The following is a 19,932-nucleotide window of genomic DNA, read 5'->3' as shown; positions in this document are numbered from 1 at the left end:
ATGGAACAGCGCAACCTGATCCTCGCCATCGCGCTTTCGGTCGCGATCATCGTCGGCTGGCAGCTGGTGTTCCAGCCGTCGGCCGAGCAGCGCGCCCAGCAGCAGCGCGAGCAGCAGGCGCGCGACCAGCGCCAGCAGCAGGCGCCCGGCGTGCCCTCGCCCGCCGGAGTCCCGACGCCGCCGGGCGCGCCCGGCGCGCCGAGCGCCGGCGGGACGCCGTCGCCGGCAGCGCCGGCGATGGACCGCGCCCAGGCGTTGCGGCTGACCGACCGCGTGCGCGTGACCACGCCGCAGATCGACGGCTCGATCTCGCTGACCGGCGCGCGCATCGACGACGTCAGCCTGCGCAAGCACCGCGCCAAGGTCGATCCGGCCTCGCCGCCGGTGGTCGTGCTGGCGCCGGAGCGCGGCCCCGACACGTACTTCGTGCGCTTCGGATGGCAGGCGCCGGCCGGCGTCGCGGTCAAGGCGCCGACCCCGGACACGGTGTGGACGGCCGACCGCGCGTCGATCGGCCCGGGCGACACCGTCACGCTGAGCTGGGACAACGGCGAGGGCCTGGTGTTCCGGCAGCGGATCACGGTCGACGCCGAGTTCCTGTTCACGGTCGCGCAGTCGATCGAGAACAAGACCGCCGCGCCGGTGTCGCTGCATCCGACCGGCCTGGTGGTGCGCCACGGCGAGCCCAAGACCGAGGGCATCTACCTGCTGCACGAGGGCCCCTACGGCGCCTTCGACGGCAAGCTGCAGGAATTCTCGTGGTCCGACTTCAAGGACGGCAAGACCAAGACCGTGCCGACCACCGGCGGCTGGGTCGGGTTCACCGACAAGTACTGGATGGCGACGCTGGTGCCGGACCAGAAGATGCCGGTGAAGACCGAGATCCTGATGAACCCCGACGGCGGCGTGAAGAAGTACATCGCGTACTTCATCAGCACCTCGGCCCTGACCGTCGCGCCGGGCGCCACGCTCGAGAGCGAGTCGCGCCTCTACGCCGGCGCCAAGATCGTCAACGTCATCAACGACTACACCGACCGCTACGGCATCGCGAAGTTCGACCTGACGATCGACTGGGGCTGGTTCTGGTTCTTCACCAAGCCGCTGTTCCTCGTGCTCGACTGGCTGTTCCGCCAGATCGGCAATTTCGGCCTCGCCATCCTGGCGCTGACCGTGCTGGTGAAGCTGCTGTTCTTCCCGCTCGCCAACAAGTCCTACGAGTCGATGACGAAGATGAAGAAGCTGCAGCCCGAGATGGAGAAGCTGCGGGCGCGGCTCGGCGACGACAAGGTGAAGATGAACCAGGAGCTGATGGCGCTCTACAAGAAGGAGAAGGTCAACCCCGCCGCCGGCTGCCTGCCCGTGCTCCTGCAGATCCCCGTGTTCTTCGCGCTCTACAAGGTGCTCTACACGACGATCGAGATGCGCCACCAGCCGTTCTACGGCTGGATCAAGGACCTCGCGGCGCCCGATCCGCTGACGCTGCTGCAGGGCTTCGGGCTGTTCGCGTGGAACGTGCCGGAGCTGCTGCAGATCTTCGACATCGGCATATGGCCCATCATCATGGGCGTGACGATGTACTTCCAGCAGATGCTGAACCCGCAGCCGGCCGATCCGATGCAGGCGCGCATCTTCCAGTTCCTGCCGATCATGTTCACCTTCATGCTGGCGCCGTTCGCCGCCGGGCTGGTGATCTACTGGGCGTGGAACAACCTGCTGTCGATGGCGCAACAATACGTGATCATGCGCAAGCTCGGCGTGCCCGTGGAGTTCGGCGCCAAGGCGCCGGCGCCCGCCGGCTCGACGACGGCCAAGACCGACAAGAAGTAGGCGGCTCGCGCCGCGGTCGGCGGCGCAGACTTTTCCCTCTCCCCCGCCGCGCGGCGGAGAGGGCGAATTCCCCTCGCTTCGAAATGGCGTCCACCAGCTGTCGGCGCGCCGGCGCGACTCCGGCGTGGTAGGCTGCGGCGTCCGGTGTCTGCGGAGGATGCGTGGTGGATCTGACGTGGCTGGTCGGCGGCGCGGCGGTGGTGGCCGTCGTCATCGTCGCGTGGATGGCGTCGCGCCGCGGTCCGCGCGTGATCGACACGCCCGGCGCCGGGGCCGGGGCGTCGTCGGATGACGCGGCGCCGGCGGGCGCGGCCGGGACCTGGTCCTACGTCGGCGACGTGCTGGCCGAGCGCGGTGCCGACGGCTTCCTCGAGGCCGGCGGCGACGCGATCGAGAAGGCCGTGTTCGACGAGTTCGGCGATCTCAGCGAGCAGCCCGGCGCGTCCACGATGATCGCGGACGCGGCCGAGGTGGCGATACCCGCGATCCTCGCCGACGGCCGCGCGACGGTCGACCTGCCGGCGCTGCCGACCCCGGTCGGGCCGCGGTCGTTCCGGCGCGAGTTCGATCTGCCGTGGCTCGAGCGGTCCGTCATCGACATCGGCTGCATCGATACGCGCGAGTTCCTGGAGTGGCGGGGCGCCGACCGCCGGGTGGTCGCGATCGGCGCGTGGCTCGACTGGCGGATCCGCGAGGAGACCGGCCAATGGACGGCCGGTCGGACGGATCTGGTTCTGTCCCTCGCCGGCGCGGCGCGGACGGCGGTGGCGCAGGTCGATTCGGGCGCCGCCGCGCGCGTCGAGTTCACCGGGCTGGTCGCCGATCCCGACAAACCCGCGTTCGATCTCGCGTGCGACATAGATTCCGTGACGGTGGACGCCGCGGTGCGCGCGCTCGACGCGCCGGTCCGCGGCGGCGAGCGGTAGACGAAGCGGCGGTCGGGGGAGGAGGGCGCGATGGACACGGTCTGGCTCATTGCCGGCGCGGGCGCGCTGCTGGCGTTCGTGGCGCTCGCGGTGGTGTTCCGCCAGCGGCCGCGGGTGATCGACACGCCCGACGCGGGCGGATACGCGGCATCGCCCGCCGCGGCGCGCGACGAGGGCCCGGCGAAGGACGACGACCCGCCGATCACGGCGGGCGACATCCTCAAGCGCCAGGGTGCCGACAAGTTCCTCGAGGCGTTCGCCGACTGGGTCGAGCAGACGGCGGCGGAGCAGTTCGACATGGTCATCGAGGACATGGCGGCGATGACGCGCCTCGCCGACGCCGCGCGCGCGGCGTTGCCGAAGCTGCTCGCCGAGGGCCGCGCCGTGATCGAGCTGCCGTACCTGCTGGCCGACGCGTCGGGTCCGAAGCACTTCCGCCACGAGTTCGATCTCGCCGACATGGAGGAGGGCGTCGTGAGCAACGCCTTCGTCGACGTGCCCGAACTCCTGCGATGGCGCGGGTCGGAGCGCGGGCTGGTGGCGCTCGGCGCGTGGCTCCAGGCCGAGGTCGAGAAGGAGATCCGGGGCGACCTCGACTCCGACGAGACGGCCGTGCTGCGCGTGGTCGCGGCGGCGCGCGCGGCGTGGGCCGACTACCAGCGGGCCGGCCGCGCGCGGATCGAACTGGCCGGTCTCCCCGTCGCCGGCGCGGATCCGGTCGATTTCCGCCGCGACATCGACCGCGCGACGATGGCCGAGGCCGAGCGGCTGCTCGCGGAGCGCGAAGCCGACGCCGAGGACTGACCGCGCGCGCGGCGGTAGGCGGCGTCTCGTCCCTTCTCCCCTGAAGACGCAGGGCTTTCGCATATGGAGCAGCGACGCCGCACGTCGCCTCCGAGCCATATGCGATAGCCCTGCCCGAGGACCAGGGAGAAGGGAGGAGAACGCGGACTGTGCGATGTCCCCGCACGCTCGCCGGGATCGGGCGTGAACACATGTCGTCGAGAACGGCGTGATCGTGGCGGGCGATCCGGGAGCCGCCCCGCGATCCGCCGCGCCGGACCTCGTCGCGAGGGCGGCGATGCCCTATGCTGCGCACCATGACCGCCGCGCCCGCCCGCCTCCCATCGTGCTGAGCCTGTCCGAGATCGCGCGCGGCGTGGGCGGCGCGCTGCGGCTGATGCGCAACGACGCCGGCGGGCTGCACGGGCTCGACCGCTCGGCCGAGGGCTTCCGGCGCTCGTTCGGCGCCGCGGTCCTGCTGGCGCCGCTCTACGTCCTGCACCGGATGACGAGCTACGCCGAGTACCAGACGGTCGCGCCGCTCGAGCTGATCGTGGTGGTCGAGGCGCTGTTCTACGTCATCGGCTGGACGATGTTCCCGGTCGCCCTGCTCGAGGTGGTGCGCCGGATCGACCGTTCGCGCCACTATTTCGGCGCGGTCGTGGCGGTGAACTGGGCGACCGTGCCCATCTTCACGCTGTACGTGTTCGTCGGCTCGGCGACGCGGCTTGCGGGGACGACGGCGCTCGACGCGGCGATCGGCGTGACCCTGGCGCTGCTCGCCGGCACGTGGCTGGCGCGCATCCTGCGCCACGCGCTGGACACGACCTGGCTGGTCGCGATCGCGTTGGCGGTGATGGAATTCTTCCTCAGCGCGACCGCCAGCCTCATCCTCTTCGGCACGCTCGGGCTGAGACCGGCGACGGCCTGAGCGCGATCCCTCACGAATCGTCGTCGGCCGCCGCGCCGTCCTGCGCGCCGTCGTAGCGCACCTCCATCAGATAGAGCCCGTCCGGCGGCGCCGTCGGGCCGCCGCGGGCGCGGTCGCGCGCCGCCAGCACGGCCGAGACGTCGTCGGGCGACCAGCGGCCCTCACCGACCAGCTTCAACGTGCCGACCATGATCCGCACCTGGTTGTGCAGGAACGAGCGCGAGGCCACGTCGATGGCGATCTCCTCGCCGTCGCGCGCGACGTCGAGCCGGTCCAGCGTCTTGACCGGCGACTTCGCCTGGCACTGGGTCGAGCGGAAGCTGGTGAAGTCGCGCGTGCCGACCAGCCGCGCGGCGGCGTCGCGCATCGCCGCGAGGTCGAGCGGCGCGCCGACCAGCCAGGCGCGGCCGGCATCGAGCGCCAGACGGCCGCGGCGGGCGACGATGCGGTAGCGGTAGCGGCGGCCGGTGGCCGAGAAGCGGGCGTGGAACGACGCGTCGACGACCTCCGCCGACAGCACGCTGACGGGATGCGGCCGCAGGTGGAAGTTCACCGCGTCGCGCACCGTGTCCGGCGCCGTCGGCCGGGCGATATCGACATGGACGACCTGGCCGCGGGCATGGACGCCGGAATCGGTGCGGCCCGCCGCGTAGGTCGCGGCCACCTCGCCGCAGAAGGCAGTGATCGCGGTCTCGAGCGTCGATTGCACCGACGGGCCGGTGGTCTGCCGCTGCCAGCCGACGAACGGCGCGCCGTCGTATTCGAGCGTGAGCTTGAAGCGGGTCATGGCGCGGGGCGCGCGGCCGCGAGGACGCCCCGCATCCGACCTCCGGGCACCGTCGCCCCCGCAGCCGGGGGAGAAGGGGAAAATTCGGAAGTCGCGCTCCTCTTCCATTCTCCCCCGTCCGCAGCGGAGAAGGTGCCCGGCAGGGGCGGATGAGGGGTCAGGCTTCCCCGACGCGCGCGCATCGTCGCAAGGCCGCGCTAGGTCGTCGACGCGGCGTCGACGGCCGGCGGCGGCAGGACCATGCCGGCCAGCGGGAAGCCGCGGGCGAAGGCGGCGCCGTCGGTCGGGCCCTTGCCGGGGCGTTGCAGCCGCTTGAGCCGCAACCCGCCGACGCCGGTCGTCACGACGGGCACGCCGTCGCGCGCCAGCGCCACCGTGCCGGGCTTGCCGCCGGCCAGCGCCAGTTCGACGCCCAGCGCCTTGACGCGCTCGACGCCGCCGCCGGGCAGCGGCACGTCGAACCACGCGCCGGGCCACGGATCGAAGGCGCGCACCTGGCGCTCGAGCTCGGCGGCGGGCTTGCGCCAGTCCAGCGCGCCCTCGCCGCGCTCCAGCTTGCGCGCGTAGGTCGCGCCCTCGGCCGGCTGCGGCACGGCGGCCAGCGTGCCGGCGACCAGCCCGTCGAGCGTCGAGACGATCAGCCGCGCGCCCAGCGCCGCGAGCTGGTCGTGCAGCGAGCTGGCGGTGGCGTCGGCGCGGATCGGCACGGTCTCGGCCAGCAGCATGGCGCCGGTGTCCAGCCCCTCGTCCATGCGGATGATGGTGACGCCGGTCTGGTCGTCGCCGGCCAGCAGCGCGCGGTGGATCGGCGCGGCGCCGCGCCAGCGCGGCAGCAGCGAGCCGTGGATGTTGAAGCAGCCCAGCACGGGCGCGTCGAGGAACGCCTTGGGCAGGATGTGGCCGTAGGACACGACCACGGCGGCGTCGAGGTCGAGCGCCTTGAACGCGGCGGCGGCCTCGTCGGTGCGCAGGGTGCGGGGCGTGCGCACCTCCAGCGACAGCGTCTCCGCCAGCTCGTGGACCGGCGATTTGCGCTCGCGCTGGCCGCGGCCGGCCGGCTTGGGCGCGCGGGTGTACACGGCGGCGATCTCGTGGCCGGCCTCGACCAGCGCGCGCAACGCCGGGGTGGCGAATTCGGAGGTGCCCAGGAAGGCCAGTCTCATGCGCGCCTTATAGGCGCGGCGCGGCGGCGGCGGCAATCGGCGATGGCGCGGCGACGGTGCTCAGAATGCCGCGCCGGAGGCGCTCAGAATGTCGCGCCGGAGGCGCTCAGGACGTCGCGCCGAGGGCGCTCAGGACGTCGCGCCGAAGGCGCTCACGACATCGCGGCGCTGGCGTCCGCTTTGGCCTTCTTCTTGTCGGCGCCGTCGCGCTCGGCGTCCTTCCGGGCCTTCACCAGCTTGCGCAGGATGATGCCGCGCTTCAGGGCCGAGATCTTGTCGATGAACAGGATGCCGTCGAGATGGTCCATCTCGTGCTGCACGCAGGTCGCCAGCAGCCCGTCGCAGGCCATGTCGCGCTGGACGCCGTCGCGGTCGAGATGGCGCACGGTGACGCGGGCCGGCCGCGAGACGTCGGCGTAGTGCTCCGGCACCGACAGGCAGCCCTCGTTGTAGGTGGCGTCCTCGTCCGACACCTCGACGATCTCGGGGTTGATCAGGAACAGCGGTCCGGTGCTGACGCCCTCGCGCTCGATCTCCATCACCACGATGCGCTTGTGGACGTTCACCTGCGGCGCCGCCAGGCCGATGCCCGGCGCCGCCCGCATCGTCTCCAGCATGTCGTCCAGCAGCCGGCGCACGCCATCGTCCACCACCTTCACGGGCGTGGATTTCTTCTTCAGGCGCGGGTCGGGGGCGACGAGGATCGGGAGCAGGGCCATTCGGGGGTCCGGGACGATGGTCCGGCGTAGGTATGGTCGGCCGGGTCCGCCGTCAAGCGGCGGGGGGCCTCATGGGCCCTCTGCCCCGCTGCGCGGCGGAGAGGGAGGATGAGCGGCGGCGGCGTACGAACGGCTCGACTCTCAGCGGCGCGTCACCATCGTGCCGATTCCGGCCTCGGTGAAGATCTCCAGCAGCAGGGCGTGGGGCACGCGGCCGTCCATGATCACGGCGGCCTCGACGCCGGCGTTGACCGCGTCGATGCAGTTCTCGACCTTCGGGATCATGCCGCCGTTGATGGTGCCGTCGGCGATCAGGGCGCGGGCCTGCTGAACCGTCATCTCGCGGATCAGGTTCTTGTCCTTGTCGAGCACGCCCGGGACGTCGGTCAGGAAGTACAGCCGCTTGGCCTTCATCGCGCCGGCGATGGCGCCGGCCGAGGTGTCGGCGTTGATGTTGTAGGTCAGCTCGTCGTCGACGCCGAAGCCGATCGGCGCCACCACCGGGATGACGCCGGCCTTGGCGAGCTGCTCCAGCACCATGACGTTGATCTTGGCCGGCTCGCCGACCTGCTGCAGGTCGACCTTCAGCAGCTCGCCGGTGCGCGGGTCGCGCATCTCCGACACCTTGCGCGCCAGGATCAGGTTGCCGTCCTTGCCGCAGATGCCGACGGCGGTGCCGCCGCACTCGTTGATGTCGGCCACGATCGCCTTGTTGATGCTGCCGGCCAGCACCATCTCGACGATCTCCATGGTGGCGGCGTCGGTCACCCGCAGGCCGTTGACGAACTGGCTCTTGATGCCGACGCGCTCCAGCATGCGGTTGATCTGCGGGCCGCCGCCATGGACCACGATCGGCTCCATGCCGACCTGCTTCATCAGCACGATGTCGCGCGCGAACAGGTCGCCCAGCTTGGGGTCGGTCATGGCGTGGCCGCCGTACTTGACGACGTAGGTCGCGCCGGTGTTGCGGCGCATGTACGGCAGCGCCTGCGAGATCGTCTCCGCCATGCGGATCAGGCGCCGCTGTTCCTTGGACTCCGCCACCGGTTCCGCCATCGCCGCCTCGCCGCGCCTTGAAAAAAACCCTCCCCCGGTGGGCGGGAGAGGGCGAACCCGGCGGACCATATCGAAACCGCCCCCGCGCGCCAATAGCGGGAATTCCCCGCGGGGTGCCGGATGGCGCGGGCCGCGCGGCGGCGGCATTGTCCGACCCATGCCCGGAACGCCAGACATCGCCGACCGCGTCGCCGCCCTGGATTGGGAGGCGCTCGGCGCGGCGCTCGACGCCGACGGCTTCGCCATCGCGCCTTTCGTTTTGACGCATACAGAATGCACGGATCTGGCGGCGTTGTACGAACGTCCCACGGGCTTCCGCTCCCGCGTGGTCATGCAGCGCCACGGCTTCGGGCGGGGCGAGTATCGCTATTTCGACAACGCGCCGCCCGAGGCGGTCGCGGCGGTCCGCGCGGCGGCCTATCCGCCCTTGGCCGCGGTCGCCAATCGCTGGCGCGAACGGCTGGGCCAGCCCGCCGACTTCCCCGCGACGCTGGCGCCGTGGCTGGCGCGCTGCCACGCCGCCGGGCAGACGCGGCCGACGCCGCTGCTGCTCAAATACGAGGCCGGCGACTGGAACGCCCTGCATCGCGACCTCTACGGCGAGATGGTGTTCCCGATCCAGCTCACGGTGCTGCTGAGCGATCCCGCCGTCGATTTCACCGGCGGCGAGTTCCTGCTGATGGAGCAGCGGCCGCGCATGCAGTCGCGCGGCTCCGTCGCGCGGCTGGGGCAAGGTGACGCCGTGCTGTTCGCCGTCAACGAGCGGCCGGTGAAGGGCGCGCGCGGCTGGTACCGCACGGCGATGCGCCACGGCGTCAGCGTCGTGACGTCGGGTCGGCGGTTCACGCTGGGCGTGATCTTCCACGACACGGCGTGAAGCCGCGTGACGGAGTCGGTTTGATTCGGGCGGCGCTTACGCCTTGAAGCGCGCGCCGAAGCGCCGCCGCATCGCCTCCCGGTCCCAGTGCTCCACGATCCTGTGGGCGGTGATCGAGACGGCCTTCATCACCACGTCGCTGTCGGGCGGATCGAGTTCCAGTTTGAGGACGATCGCCCAGTCGGGAAACGCGCCGCCGAGGAATTCCCGCAGCATCTCGAACAGCGCCGGTGTCGCGAAGTCGAGCTTGAAGACGCAGACGATCTGCTCGCGCGAGCCATAGTCCTCCTCGACGACCCAGTACTCCCCGTCGCCGAATGCGTCGTCCCGGCCGAGCGGCGCCAGGTGCTCGCGGACGGCGTCGTAGACCCGCCGCCACTCCATCGACTCCGATCCCTCGGCGCGCGGCGGCTTCGCGACCCATGCGTCGTCGCGTCCGTCCCAGCCGCCCCAGTGGACACCGATGGGTTGGAGGTCGCGCATTGCGAGGACCGCCCATGCCCATCCGCCGGGCGTATCGGCGACGTGCCGGCGGAGGATCGGGCCGCACGATCGAAAGACGGTCACCGCGTCGTCGATCCACATCGCGGCGGGGATATCGACGACGACCGTGTAGGGCAGATCGCCCTTCGCGGGAGTCGTCCTGAGGAGGTCGATGCCGGCACCCTCGACGTGTCGCCGCAGGAGGTTCTCAATTGTCGACGAGTCTGTGGAGTCGTCGCTCATTGCGGTGCCCTCTCACCCCTTCAGGGCCGCAAGGTTGCATCTTTCATGGCATCAACGGCAGTCGAATCTGCCGGTTTGCAGGCCTGACCCCGTCATGACAGGCCTGACCCCGTCATGATTGATTTGCGCTTCAGCGTGACGCTCGCTCGCGCGCGAGAACTCTCGATATCGTCAGCCTCAGGGCTTCACCGGATTTTCCTGTCTCAACTTCGGGATGATAGAGAAGGCGGACCAGCAAGGGATAGAACTCAATAACGTTGATTGTATGGTCCCAGTAATCGGCAACGACGCCCTCCATTCTGGGCCAGATCGCGGCGCCCAGGGCGAACGCTATGTAGCTTTTAAAACGACTGACTGATCTGTCCGCTCCATAGCATCCAGGACTTCGCGGCGCGTAGCCATAGGGCGAGTTTTGAACGCCGTAGTGAGGATACAAGCCAGTTGTCGTCCAATCTCTTCGCCATACGTAGGCTATATCGATCTGACCATCGCTTTTTGCAAAAAAGGCGGAGTGGACACGGTCCCAATCCTCGATCACGGCCTTGTCAGGGCGGTTGTACAGCGGACGAGAAGCTTCGATACGTTGCCGGTCACGCTCGTGGAATTTTCCCTCCGACGAGAGAAATCCGAGAGAATATTTTGAAGGGTCGGGTACCTTGCTCCTGATAAGCGCCGCAAACCCTTCATCCGTTGTATCCGTATTGAACAGGAAGTTCGCGTCGGCGGCGCTAGTCACAAAAACAAGGCGCGTGTTCGAATATCGGAAGTACGATCGAAGCAACTCCTCCAATGCAATTGTAAAACACGTCCGTTCCATGGATGATGCGCGTTTGTCGTGGATCGTGAACCAGCGTATCTCGCCCTGAAAACGGACCACGGGCACTTTGGCGAACGAGGCGGAAGCCACCTCGCTGGAAATCCGCTTGGGAAACTCGTCTGGTACAAATGGATCGAGGTTCTGCGCCTTCCCGCCCGGTGCGGCGCACGCGAGAGCCAGCGCAAGCCATATTTGACGGTGTGCCATAGGAATCCTCCGCGGCGAACTAGCGCGTCCAATCGTCGATTTGGCGCGTGACGCGACGACCGAGGCTAGGCATATGGAGCGGTCATTGTTATCGCCTTGGCGCATTTGCCCCTCGCATCGCCGGTTGACGAAACTCGGCCGCGTCATGGCCCGGTCAGGCGGCCGTCGCGCCCATCGTTCCGATCAAGCATACAGGCGTCCCCGCGAGGTTGCGACGACAGCCGAGAGTCTTGACCGGCCGTACCGAGGCGCCGCCCCTACCCGATCCCGCTCGCGGCGGAGTCGGGGGGCCGGTATAGTGCGGCGCGCCCCCGAAACCACCGCCACGGACCCGCCCGGAATGACCGCATCAGCCTCCATCGACGTGCTCGGCATCGGCAACGCCATCGTCGACGTGCTCGCCCGCACCGACGACGAGTTCCTGTCCCTCAACCGGCTGGCCAAGGGCGGCATGGCGCTGATCGACGCCGAGCGGGCCGAGGCGCTGTACCGGGCGATGCAGGGCGGCGTCGAGGTGTCCGGCGGCTCCTGCGCCAACACCATGGTCGGCGTGGCGTCGCTGGGCGGCAAGGCGGCCTATATCGGCAAGGTGCGCGACGACGGGCTGGGCTGGACCTTCCGCCACGACATCCGCTCAGCCGGCGTCGCGTTCGACACGGCGGCGGCGACCGACGGGCCGCCGACCGCGCGCTGCCTGATCTTCGTGACGCCCGACGCGCAGCGCACGATGAACACCTATCTCGGCGCCTGCGTGACGCTGGGGCCGGCCGATGTCGACGCCAAGCTCGTGGCCTCGGCGGCGGTCACCTACATCGAGGGCTATCTGTGGGACGCGCCCGACGCCAAGGCGGCCGTGCGCAAGGCGATGGACGCCGCCCGCGCCGCCGGCCGCAAGGTGTCGCTGACCCTGAGCGACTCGTTCTGCGTCGACCGCTGGCGCGACGAGTTCCGCGCGCTGCTGCGCGAGAAGGTCGACGTGCTGTTCGCCAACGAGAGCGAGATTCTCTCGCTCTACCAGGCGAAGACCTTCGACGAGGCGCTGCAGGGCGTGCGCCACGACGGCAAGACGGCGGCGCTGACGCGCAGCGCCAAGGGCTCGGTGGTCGTGTCCGGCGACGAGGTCCACGTGGTCGACGCCGCCAAGGTGTCGAAGGTGGTCGACACCACCGGCGCGGGCGACCTCTACGCGGCGGGGTTCCTCTACGGCTTCACGCGCGGTCTGAAGCTGGCGGAATGCGCCCGCATCGGCGGCGCGGCGGCGGGCGAGGTGATCTCGCATTTCGGCGCCCGGCCGGAGACGCCGCTGAAGACGCTGCTCTGAGCCGCCGCCGCGGGCCGGGAGCCGGGGCGTGAACGCCACGATGCGACGCTGGCGCGACGCCGCCGAGGTCTACCGCGACCGCAAGCAGCTCACGATCCTGCTGCAGGGTTTCGCCAGCGGCATGCCGCTGCTGCTGACCCTGTCGTCGCTGAGCTACTGGCTCAGCAAGGTCGGCGTCGACCTCAAGACCATCGGTCTGTTCGCGCTGGTCGGCGCGCCGTACACGTTCAAATTCGTGTGGGCGCCGCTGGTCGACCAGCTCGCGATCCCCGTCCTCGACCGGCTGCTGGGCCGCCGGCGCTCGTGGATGCTGGTGTCGCAGGTCGCGCTGGTCGCGTGCATCACCGGGCTGGGCTGGAGCGATCCCACCGTCGATCCGTGGTGGACGGCGCTGTTCGCGGTGCTGATCGCGTTCTTCTCCGCGACCCAGGACATCGCCATCGACGCCTACCGCATCGAGGCGCTGGCCGAGCACGAGCAGGGCGCCGGCTCGGCCACGACCCAGCTCGGCTACCGCGTGGCGCTGTGGACGGTCGACGCGCTGGTGCTGCTGCTGCCGGCGTTCATGTCGTGGCCGGCGGTGTTCACGATCCTCGCCGCGCTGATGGCCTCGACGCTGGTCATCACGCTGATGTCGCCGGAGCCGAAGGTCGCGCGGCGGCCGTTCACGACGGCGGCGGACTGGGCGCTGGGCGCCGTGGTGGCGCCGTTCGCCGAGTTCATCCGCTACCGCGGCTGGCTGCTCGTGCTGCTGTTCGCCATGTTCTACAAATTCGGCGACGCCATCGGCGGCACCATGACGCGGCCGTTCCTGGTCGCGCTGGGCTTCTCCGGGCCGGAGATCTTCGGCGTCACCAAGAGCTTCGGCGTCGCCGGCACGCTGCTGGGCGGCATCGTCGGCGGCGTCGTGGTGGCGCGCTACGGCCTGTTCAAGGCGCTGCTGATCGGCGGCGCGCTGCAGGCCGTCACCAACCTGCTCTTCGCGTGGCAGGCGGTGGCCGGCCACGACGTCGTGGTGCTGACCGTCGCCATCACGATCGACAATTTCACCGGCTCGATGGGCGCGATCGCGCTGGTCGCCTACCTGTCGAGCCTGTGCACCTCGGGGATGGCGGGCACGCAGTACGCGCTGTTCACCTCGCTGACGGCGCTGGGACGCACCGTGATGTCGTCGGGCAGCGGCTATCTGGCGGAGAGCGTGAGCTGGCCGGCGTTCTGGGCGCTCACGACATTGCTGGCGGTCCCCGGCCTGGCGCTGGTCGCCGGCCTGTGGTGGCTGCATCGGGCGCGGCCGGCGCCTTCTTCTCCCTCTCCGCCCACGTAGTGGGGGGAGAGGGAAGGGGCCCATGCGAAGCATGGGAAGGGTGAGGTGGGTGGCGGTGGCGTCATCGACGCTCGATATGAACGCTCGTCGCATCTCCATCGACAACGCGCCCGATACCACGACCACCTCACCCTCCCCACCGCTACGCGGCGGGTCCCCTCCCTCTCCCCCGCTGCGCGGCGGAGAGGGAATACGGCGGCGCCCACGACGGCCCGCGACGACGGGTCGCTGATCGTGGCTTGGCAGGGGCCGCGGCGGGGGCCCATGTTGATGGCATGAGTCTGCGCCGTCTCGAGACCATGCTGCGGCCGCGGTCGGTGGCGCTGATCGGCGCCAGCGCGCGGCCCGGGTCGGTCGGCGAGCTGCTGCTGCGGCGCCTCACGTCGGGCGCGTTCAAGGGCGCGGTGTGGCCGGTCAATCCCAAGGGCCGCGTCGACGCCGCGCGGCCGGCGTTCCGCGCGCCGAAGGACCTGCCGGAGATTCCCGATCTCGCGCTGATCGCCGCGCCTGCGGCGGCCGTGCCCGGCGCGGTGCGCGATCTGGCGAAACGCGGCTGCCGCGCCGCCGTGGTGTTCGCGGCCGATCTCGGCGGCGGCGATCAGCGCCGCCACGGCAAGGCCGTCGAGCTGGCGACGCGCTACGCGCGGCGCGCCGGGATGAGCCTGCTGGGGCCGGCCTCGGCCGGGCTGCAATCGCCGGCGATCGGGCTCGACGCCAGCCTGCTGGCCACGGCCGCGCCCGACGGCGATCTGGCCTTCGTGACGCAATCGGCGGCGGTCGCGTCGGCGGCGCTGGACTGGGCGGCGACCCGGCGCATCGGCTTCAGCCACGTCGTCACCCTGGGCGAGGCGGTCGATGTCGATTTCGGCTTGATGCTCGACTGGCTGGCGCTGGACGAGCGCACGCGCGCCATCCTCGTGCACATCGAATCGGTGCGCGACTCCCGGCGTTTCCTGTCGGCGGCGCGCGCCGCGGCCCGGTCCAAGCCGGTGATCGCGCTCAAGACCGGCCGCACGCCGGCCTCGGCGCGCGCCGTCCACGCGCCGGGCGGCGCGGTCGGCGCCGACGAGGTCTACGAGGCGGCGTTCCGCCGCGCCGGCATGCTGCGGGTCGGCGATCTCGACGAGTTGTTCGAGGCGACGACCACGTTGGCCGCCAAGCGGCATCCCTCCGGCGACCGGCTGGCGATCCTCGCCAATGGCGGCGGTCTGGGCGTGCTCGCGGCCGACGCGCTGCACGAGCTGGGCGGGCGCCTCGTCGCCGCGGCGGGCGGCGGGCCGAACGACATCGGCAGCGACGCGCCGCCGGAGCGTTACACGGCGGCCACCTCAGCGGCGCTCGACGATCCGATGGTCGACGCGCTGCTGGTGACGCAGGCGCCGTCGGCCTTCGTCGATTCCCGCGCCGCCGCCGACGCGGTGATCGCCGCGGCGGCGGCCTCGGGCACGCGCAAGCCGGTGCTGGCGAGCTGGGTCGGCGGCGAGACGCAGCGCGGCGCGCGCGAGGCGTTCACGGCGGCGGGGCTTCCGGTCTACGACACGCCGCGCCAGGCGGTGCGCGGCTTCATGCATCTCGTGCAGTTCCGGCGCAACCGCGAGATCCTGATGGAGACGCCGGCCTCGCAGCCGGAGGCGTTCGCCATCGACATCGCCGCCGCCAGGGCGGTGATCGACGCCGCGCGCCGGGCGGGGCGGATCGAGCTGTCATCCGTCGAATCGCTGGCGCTGCTGCGCGCCGCGTCGATCACGACGGCGCCGACGTTCCGGCCGGTCGAGGTCGACGCCTACGATCTGGTGGTGGCGCTGCGCGACGATCCGGTGTTCGGGCCGGTGGTGGTGTTCGGTCGCGGCGGTCTGGTCGGACGGCGTCTCGACGACCGGGCGCTGGCGCTGCCGCCGCTCAACATGCACCTCGCGCGCGAGGCGATGGCGCGCACCCGCGTCTGGCGCCTGCTGCAGGGCGATTCCGAGCGCGCGCCGGTGGCGCTCGACGCGCTGGCGCTGACCTTGATCAAGGTGGCGCAGATCGCCGTCGAGCTGCCCGACGTCGCGACCCTGCGGATCGATCCGCTGCGGGTCGACGGCGCCGGGGTGATCGCGATGGAGGCGCGGGTGTGGCTGACGCCGGCGCCGCGGGCGGCGCCGCGGCTGGCGATCCGGCCCTATCCGAAGGAGCTGGAGCGGCGGGAGACGCTGCGCGACGGCACGTCGTTCGCCTTGCGCCCGCTGCGGCCGGAGGACGAGCCGGAGGTCATCCGCATGATCGGGCGGATGGACCGCGAGGACGTACGCCTGCGCTTCTTCGCGCCGATGGCGCGGCTGTCGCACGACATGGCGGCGCGCCTGACGCAGCTCGACTACGACCGCCAGATGGCGCTGGTCGCGATCGGTGTCGAGCCCGACGGCGCGTCGCATGGCTGGGGCGTGGTGCGGCTGGCCGCCGATCCCGACAACGAGTCGGCGGAGTTCGCCGTCACCGTGCGCACCGATCTGAAGGGCCGCGGTCTGGGCACGCTGCTGATGGAGCGGATCATCGCCTACGCCCGCGCGAGCGGCCTCAAGACGTTGACCGGCATGGTGCTGGCCGAGAACGAGCCGATGCTGACCTTGTGCCGCCGCCTCGGCTTCCGCGCCGCCCGCGACCGCGAGGACCCCGGCGTCGTACGCGTCGAGCTGCCGTTGTGACCGTCCGCGCGGCGCGGCCGCGCGTCGCGGTGCGCATCGAGCCGCCGTTGTGACCATCCGCGCGCCGCCGTGCGCGTCGAGCGCGCAGGGCTGAAGCTGTAGACGCTGGCGTTGGATAGGCGTCCATTCCGACATTCCGACCCCCACTGTCATCCCGAGCGCAGCGAGGGATCAAGGCGCCGTCCCTGAATCCCTCGCCGCGCTCGGGATGACGGCGGAGCATCTCCCCGTCGGGATGTGCTCCGGCCGCGCCGCGCCCATGATGCGTGGCCGCCGCCGGCGCGCTACAACGGCGGCATGGGTGTGTTCGATCGCGTCGGCGCGGTGGCGCGCGGCATCGGCGGGCTGCGCGGCTGGCGCCGCTGGGCGCTGGCGCTGGCGCTGGGCACCGGCGCCGGCTTCTCGATGCCGCCATGGCATGTCTTCCCGCTGATGCCGGTGGGCCTCGTCGGCCTGCTGTGGCTGCTGACCGGCGCCGCCGCGTCCGGCGCGGCGCGGCCGGGCCGCCGCGGCATGCTCGACGGAACGCTGTGGGGCACGGGCTACTTCACCGTCGGCAGCCTGTGGATCCTCGAGGCGTTCCAGGTGCCGCCGGCGGATTTCGCCGCCTTCGGTCCGCCGATCGTCGGCGGCCTGGCGGTGCTGCTGGCCTTGTTCGTCGGCTTCGCGGGATCGAGCTGGGCATGGCTCGTGGCGCGCCGGCCTGCGATCGGCGCGGGCTGGCGCGGCCCGGTGGCGTTCGGCGCGGCGTCCGCGGGCTTCGAATGGCTGCGCGGCCACGTCTTCACCGGCTATCCGTGGAATCCCGCGTCCCACGTCTGGATGTTCGCCGACGCGCTGGCGCAGCCGGCGGCGTGGGTCGGCAGCTACGGGCTGAGCGCGCTCACCGTGGCGCTGCTCGGCCTGCCGGCGGCGCTGACCGCGGTGCCGCGGATCGGCCTCGGACTGGCGGCGCTGGCGCTGGCGGCGCCGTTCGCGGCCGGCGCGCTTCGGCTGGCGCCGTCGACACCGGCCTCGCCGACGGTGTCGCTGCGGCTGGTGCAGCCCAACGTGCCGCAGGGGGAGAAGTGGCGCCGCGAGCTGCGCGACCGGCATTTCGAGCAGCTGATGCGCCTGAGCACGCTGGAGCGTCCGGCCGCGACCAAGGTGGTGATCTGGCCGGAGACCGCGACGCCGTTCGTGTTCGCGGAATCGCCGGACTACCGGCGGATGGCGGCCCGGATCGTGCCGCCCGGCGGCTATCTGCTGCTGGGCGCGCCCCGCGGCGCGATGACCCCGGCCGAGACCGCCGTCGCGCCGCCGGGCGGCCAGCGGCCGATCTGGAACAGCCTGCACGCGGTCGACGGCGGCGGCGCGATCCTCGCCACCTACGATAAAATCCACCTCGTCCCGCTGGGCGAGTACCTGCCGTTGCGCCGCTGGTTCCCGATTCTCGCGGACACGATCGGCCGGGGCTCGTTCGAGGCCGGCGCCGAGCGCCGCACGATCCGCCTGCCGGGTCTACCGGCGATGGCGGTGGTCATCTGCTACGAGGTGATCTTCCCCGGCGCTGTGGTCGACGGCGCCGACCGGCCCGGCTGGATCCTCAACGTCACCAACGACTCCTGGTTCGGTGAATCCAGCGGCCCCCATCAGCATCTCGTCAGCGCCCGCATGCGATCCATAGAGGAGGGGCTGCCGCAGATCCGGGTGGCCAACACCGGAATCTCCGCCGCGATCGACCCGTACGGGCGCATCGAGGCGCGGCTGGGCATGAACAAGACCGGCGTGATCGACCATGAGTTGCCGGCCGCCCTGCCGCCGACGTTCTACGCGCGATGGAGCGATTGGACGTTTCTCGCGTTGCTGGTGGGCATGCTCGGGATTGCCGGGTGGGGCGCCGGGCCGCGTCGGCGATAAGAATTTTCGTTCGGAGTGCAACCTTCAGGCGTTCAATTTTGCGAGAATCAACCTCGAATATCAACAAATGTATTTTCATTAATAACATTTAACGGCATTATAACGAAACAGGTCGGTTCCCATAACGACCGCTGGCGTATGGATTGGGAAGTCTGTCTTGGGACGTCCGGTGGTATCGGGCCCGGGCAGGGCCATCCGGCCGGGACGATGTCGCAGCGGCTAGACGCGTTGTGGGGCGCGTCGGACGATCATCTGGGAGTTCGAGTCATGGCAGGTCATCCCGTGGACGTCCATGTCGGGTTGCGTGTCCGGCAGCGGCGCACGCTCTTGGGCATGAGTCAGGAGAAACTCGGCGAATCGGTCGGCCTCACGTTCCAGCAGATCCAGAAGTACGAGCGCGGCGCCAACCGCATCGGTTCCAGCCGCTTGTACGAGTTCAGCAAGGTCCTGGACGTGCCGGTCTCGTACTTTTTCGAGGACATGCCGGTCAACGTGCTGGTCGGCGCCCGCAAGGGCCGCGGCCGCAAGGGCGGTTTCTCGGAGGACGCCGCCTCGTTCAACGAGGAGAAGGACCCGCTGGCCAAGCGCGAGACGCTCGAGCTGGTGCGCGGCTACTACAAGATCGACGACGCCAAGGTCCGCAAGCGCATCTTCGAGATGGTCAAGGCGGTCGGTTCGGCCTCCCGCGCCGTCAAGCTCGCCTCGGCGGCCAAGCGCAAGTAGACCCCCGCGGTTCGCCAGCCTACCTCAGTCCGGCTTTACGGTCGGCGCGCGACGGCGCTAAACCGGTTCCCGTCATCCGAGGGGAGCCGCCGGAAATGGACGCCGAGACCGCCCGACTACCGCCCGAACAGGACGGCCCCGCCGCCTGGTACGGCCCCGAGGTGCTGCGCCGCGACGACTGGCTGGTCCGCCTGTCGCCGGCGGAGGTCGCCGAGATCGAGGCGGCGACCGACGCCTTCGTGGCCCGCGGCACAGATATCGCGGACATGACCGCGGCCGCGTTTCCGCTGCCGACCGTCACCGCCCGCCTGGCGCGCGCCAAGGACGAGTTGCTGCGCGGCCGGGGGTTCACCGTGCTGCGCGGCCTGCCGGTCGACCGGTGGACCATCCGCCAGTCCGCGACCGCCTATTTCGGGCTCGGCGTGCATATCGGCTCGGCCCGTTCGCAAAACGCCAAGGGGCACGTGCTGGGCCACGTCAAGGACATGGGCCTCAGCAGCGGCGATCCCAACGTCCGCATCTACCAGACCAACGAGCGGCAGACCTACCACACCGATTCCTGCGACGTCGTCGGGTTGCTGTGCCTGCGCACGTCGCGCAGCGGCGGGTTGTCGACGCTGGTCAGCTCGACCACGATCTTCAACGAGATGCGCCGGCGGCGCCCCGATCTGCTGGCGCTGTTGATGCGCCCGGTCGCGACCGACCGGCGCGGCGAGGTGCCGGAGGGGATGAAGCCGTATTTCGAGATTCCCGTGTTCAACTGGCACGAGGGACATTTGACGGCGATCTACCAGCGCCAGTACATCGACAGCGCCCAGCGTTTCGCCGACGCGCCGCGCATCGACGCGGCGTCGCGCGAGGCCTTGGACATGTTCGATTCGCTGGCCAACGACCCGGCGCTCAACCTCCATCTGGAGTTCACGCCTGGCGACGTCCAGCTCGTGCACAACCACACGCTGCTGCACGACCGCACCGGCTTCGTGGACTGGCCCGAGCCCGAGCGCCGTCGCCATCTGCTGCGGCTATGGCTGGCTGTGCCCGGCGCCCGGCCGCTGCCGCCGGTGTTCGCGCAGCGCTACGGCAGGATCGACATCGGCGACCGTGGCGGCATCGTGGTGCCGGGGACGACCCGGCTGCACGCGCCGCTCGAGGCCGCCTGACG

General features: G+C 70.7%; 17 protein-coding genes. 11 read left to right on the top strand and 6 right to left on the bottom strand.

The genetic code is table 11. The features are described from left to right. The 4 genes from yidC (at window position 1) to IPK81_09685 (ending at window position 4,467) form a co-directional block, all read left to right on the top strand. On the top strand, window positions 1-1,827 hold the full coding sequence (yidC, locus tag IPK81_09700; protein ID QQS14406.1) for a membrane protein insertase YidC: 1,827 nt from the start codon (window positions 1-3) through the stop codon (window positions 1,825-1,827). Between the two features lie 161 nt (window positions 1,828-1,988). Next, the gene (locus tag IPK81_09695; protein QQS14405.1) at window positions 1,989-2,753 is read left to right on the top strand and encodes a hypothetical protein; all 765 of its coding nucleotides are present in this window, start codon (window positions 1,989-1,991) and stop codon (window positions 2,751-2,753) included. A 30-nt stretch (window positions 2,754-2,783) separates the two neighbouring features. Further along, window positions 2,784-3,557 (top strand): hypothetical protein, encoded by a 774-nt coding sequence (locus IPK81_09690; GenBank protein QQS14404.1) that lies wholly within the window; start codon window positions 2,784-2,786, stop codon window positions 3,555-3,557. A gap of 277 nt (window positions 3,558-3,834) precedes the next feature. Further along, a complete protein-coding gene (locus IPK81_09685) occupies window positions 3,835-4,467 on the top strand; it encodes a hypothetical protein (protein ID QQS14403.1) in 633 nt (210 codons plus the stop codon). A 10-nt stretch (window positions 4,468-4,477) separates the two neighbouring features. On the opposite strand, the gene truA is transcribed toward IPK81_09685, so the two are convergent. The 4 genes from truA to argB all read right to left on the bottom strand — a co-directional run bounded on the left by truA (window position 4,478) and on the right by argB (window position 8,192). Continuing rightward, window positions 4,478-5,254 carry a tRNA pseudouridine(38-40) synthase TruA gene (gene truA / locus IPK81_09680; GenBank protein ID QQS14402.1) on the bottom strand — a complete coding sequence of 259 codons (777 nt, stop codon included), beginning with the start codon at window positions 5,252-5,254 and terminating at the stop codon, window positions 4,478-4,480. A 197-nt stretch (window positions 5,255-5,451) separates the two neighbouring features. Continuing rightward, on the bottom strand, window positions 5,452-6,417 hold the full coding sequence (locus IPK81_09675) for a methionyl-tRNA formyltransferase (protein QQS14401.1): 966 nt from the start codon (window positions 6,415-6,417) through the stop codon (window positions 5,452-5,454). Between the two features lie 152 nt (window positions 6,418-6,569). Next, window positions 6,570-7,136, bottom strand: a complete 567-nt coding sequence (locus IPK81_09670) for a peptide deformylase (protein QQS14400.1) — start codon at window positions 7,134-7,136, stop codon at window positions 6,570-6,572. Window positions 7,137-7,277: 141 nt separating this feature from the next. Further along, window positions 7,278-8,192 (bottom strand): acetylglutamate kinase, encoded by a 915-nt coding sequence (argB, locus tag IPK81_09665; GenBank protein QQS14399.1) that lies wholly within the window; start codon window positions 8,190-8,192, stop codon window positions 7,278-7,280. 157 nt (window positions 8,193-8,349) lie between these two features. Here argB and IPK81_09660 point away from each other — a divergent pair, with 157 nt between their 5' ends. Next, complete coding sequence (locus IPK81_09660) at window positions 8,350-9,069, top strand: 2OG-Fe(II) oxygenase (protein ID QQS14398.1); 720 nt, start codon at window positions 8,350-8,352, stop codon at window positions 9,067-9,069. Window positions 9,070-9,105: 36 nt separating this feature from the next. On the opposite strand, the gene IPK81_09655 is transcribed toward IPK81_09660, so the two are convergent. Both IPK81_09655 and IPK81_09650 read right to left on the bottom strand, forming a co-directional pair. Continuing rightward, entirely contained in the window at window positions 9,106-9,795 is a 690-nt protein-coding gene (locus IPK81_09655; protein QQS14397.1) for a hypothetical protein, read from the bottom strand. Between the two features lie 130 nt (window positions 9,796-9,925). Continuing rightward, window positions 9,926-10,819, bottom strand: a complete 894-nt coding sequence (locus tag IPK81_09650; protein ID QQS14396.1) for a hypothetical protein — start codon at window positions 10,817-10,819, stop codon at window positions 9,926-9,928. Window positions 10,820-11,159: 340 nt separating this feature from the next. Between IPK81_09650 and IPK81_09645 the strand changes: the two genes are divergently transcribed. The 6 genes from IPK81_09645 to IPK81_09620 all read left to right on the top strand — a co-directional run bounded on the left by IPK81_09645 (window position 11,160) and on the right by IPK81_09620 (window position 19,930). Continuing rightward, the gene (locus IPK81_09645; GenBank protein ID QQS14395.1) at window positions 11,160-12,140 is read left to right on the top strand and encodes an adenosine kinase; all 981 of its coding nucleotides are present in this window, start codon (window positions 11,160-11,162) and stop codon (window positions 12,138-12,140) included. Between the two features lie 40 nt (window positions 12,141-12,180). Next, window positions 12,181-13,464 (top strand): MFS transporter, encoded by a 1,284-nt coding sequence (locus IPK81_09640; GenBank protein QQS15033.1) that lies wholly within the window; start codon window positions 12,181-12,183, stop codon window positions 13,462-13,464. A gap of 275 nt (window positions 13,465-13,739) precedes the next feature. Continuing rightward, the gene (locus tag IPK81_09635) at window positions 13,740-16,148 is read left to right on the top strand and encodes a GNAT family N-acetyltransferase (GenBank protein ID QQS14394.1); all 2,409 of its coding nucleotides are present in this window, start codon (window positions 13,740-13,742) and stop codon (window positions 16,146-16,148) included. Between the two features lie 297 nt (window positions 16,149-16,445). Beyond that, the gene (gene lnt / locus IPK81_09630; GenBank protein ID QQS14393.1) at window positions 16,446-18,047 is read left to right on the top strand and encodes an apolipoprotein N-acyltransferase; all 1,602 of its coding nucleotides are present in this window, start codon (window positions 16,446-16,448) and stop codon (window positions 18,045-18,047) included. 207 nt (window positions 18,048-18,254) lie between these two features. Continuing rightward, window positions 18,255-18,770, top strand: coding sequence for a helix-turn-helix transcriptional regulator (locus tag IPK81_09625; GenBank protein ID QQS14392.1), 516 nt, complete (start codon window positions 18,255-18,257; stop codon window positions 18,768-18,770). 95 nt (window positions 18,771-18,865) lie between these two features. Beyond that, entirely contained in the window at window positions 18,866-19,930 is a 1,065-nt protein-coding gene (locus IPK81_09620) for a TauD/TfdA family dioxygenase (protein ID QQS14391.1), read from the top strand. Window positions 19,931-19,932: the final 2 nt, after the last annotated feature.

The organism is Rhodospirillales bacterium (assembly GCA_016699855.1).
Taxonomy (GTDB): Bacteria; Pseudomonadota; Alphaproteobacteria; order Reyranellales; family Reyranellaceae.
Note: the sequence above shows the minus strand (reverse complement) of the source record. Positions and strands in the feature narration are given on the sequence as shown.

Coding starts and splice junctions, on each gene's coding strand:
- yidC (QQS14406.1), top strand. CDS start 1: ATGGAACAGCGCAACCTGATCCTCGCCATCGCGCTTTCGGTCGCGATC.
- IPK81_09690 (QQS14404.1), top strand. CDS start 2,784: ATGGACACGGTCTGGCTCATTGCCGGCGCGGGCGCGCTGCTGGCGTTC.
- IPK81_09685 (QQS14403.1), top strand. CDS start 3,835: ATGCCCTATGCTGCGCACCATGACCGCCGCGCCCGCCCGCCTCCCATC.
- truA (QQS14402.1), bottom strand. CDS start 5,254: ATGACCCGCTTCAAGCTCACGCTCGAATACGACGGCGCGCCGTTCGTC.
- IPK81_09675 (QQS14401.1), bottom strand. CDS start 6,417: ATGAGACTGGCCTTCCTGGGCACCTCCGAATTCGCCACCCCGGCGTTG.
- IPK81_09670 (QQS14400.1), bottom strand. CDS start 7,136: ATGGCCCTGCTCCCGATCCTCGTCGCCCCCGACCCGCGCCTGAAGAAG.
- argB (QQS14399.1), bottom strand. CDS start 8,192: ATGGCGGAACCGGTGGCGGAGTCCAAGGAACAGCGGCGCCTGATCCGC.
- IPK81_09660 (QQS14398.1), top strand. CDS start 8,350: ATGCCCGGAACGCCAGACATCGCCGACCGCGTCGCCGCCCTGGATTGG.
- IPK81_09655 (QQS14397.1), bottom strand. CDS start 9,795: ATGAGCGACGACTCCACAGACTCGTCGACAATTGAGAACCTCCTGCGG.
- IPK81_09650 (QQS14396.1), bottom strand. CDS start 10,819: ATGGCACACCGTCAAATATGGCTTGCGCTGGCTCTCGCGTGCGCCGCA.
- IPK81_09645 (QQS14395.1), top strand. CDS start 11,160: ATGACCGCATCAGCCTCCATCGACGTGCTCGGCATCGGCAACGCCATC.
- IPK81_09640 (QQS15033.1), top strand. CDS start 12,181: ATGCGACGCTGGCGCGACGCCGCCGAGGTCTACCGCGACCGCAAGCAG.
- IPK81_09635 (QQS14394.1), top strand. CDS start 13,740: ATGAGTCTGCGCCGTCTCGAGACCATGCTGCGGCCGCGGTCGGTGGCG.
- lnt (QQS14393.1), top strand. CDS start 16,446: ATGGGTGTGTTCGATCGCGTCGGCGCGGTGGCGCGCGGCATCGGCGGG.
- IPK81_09625 (QQS14392.1), top strand. CDS start 18,255: ATGTCGCAGCGGCTAGACGCGTTGTGGGGCGCGTCGGACGATCATCTG.
- IPK81_09620 (QQS14391.1), top strand. CDS start 18,866: ATGGACGCCGAGACCGCCCGACTACCGCCCGAACAGGACGGCCCCGCC.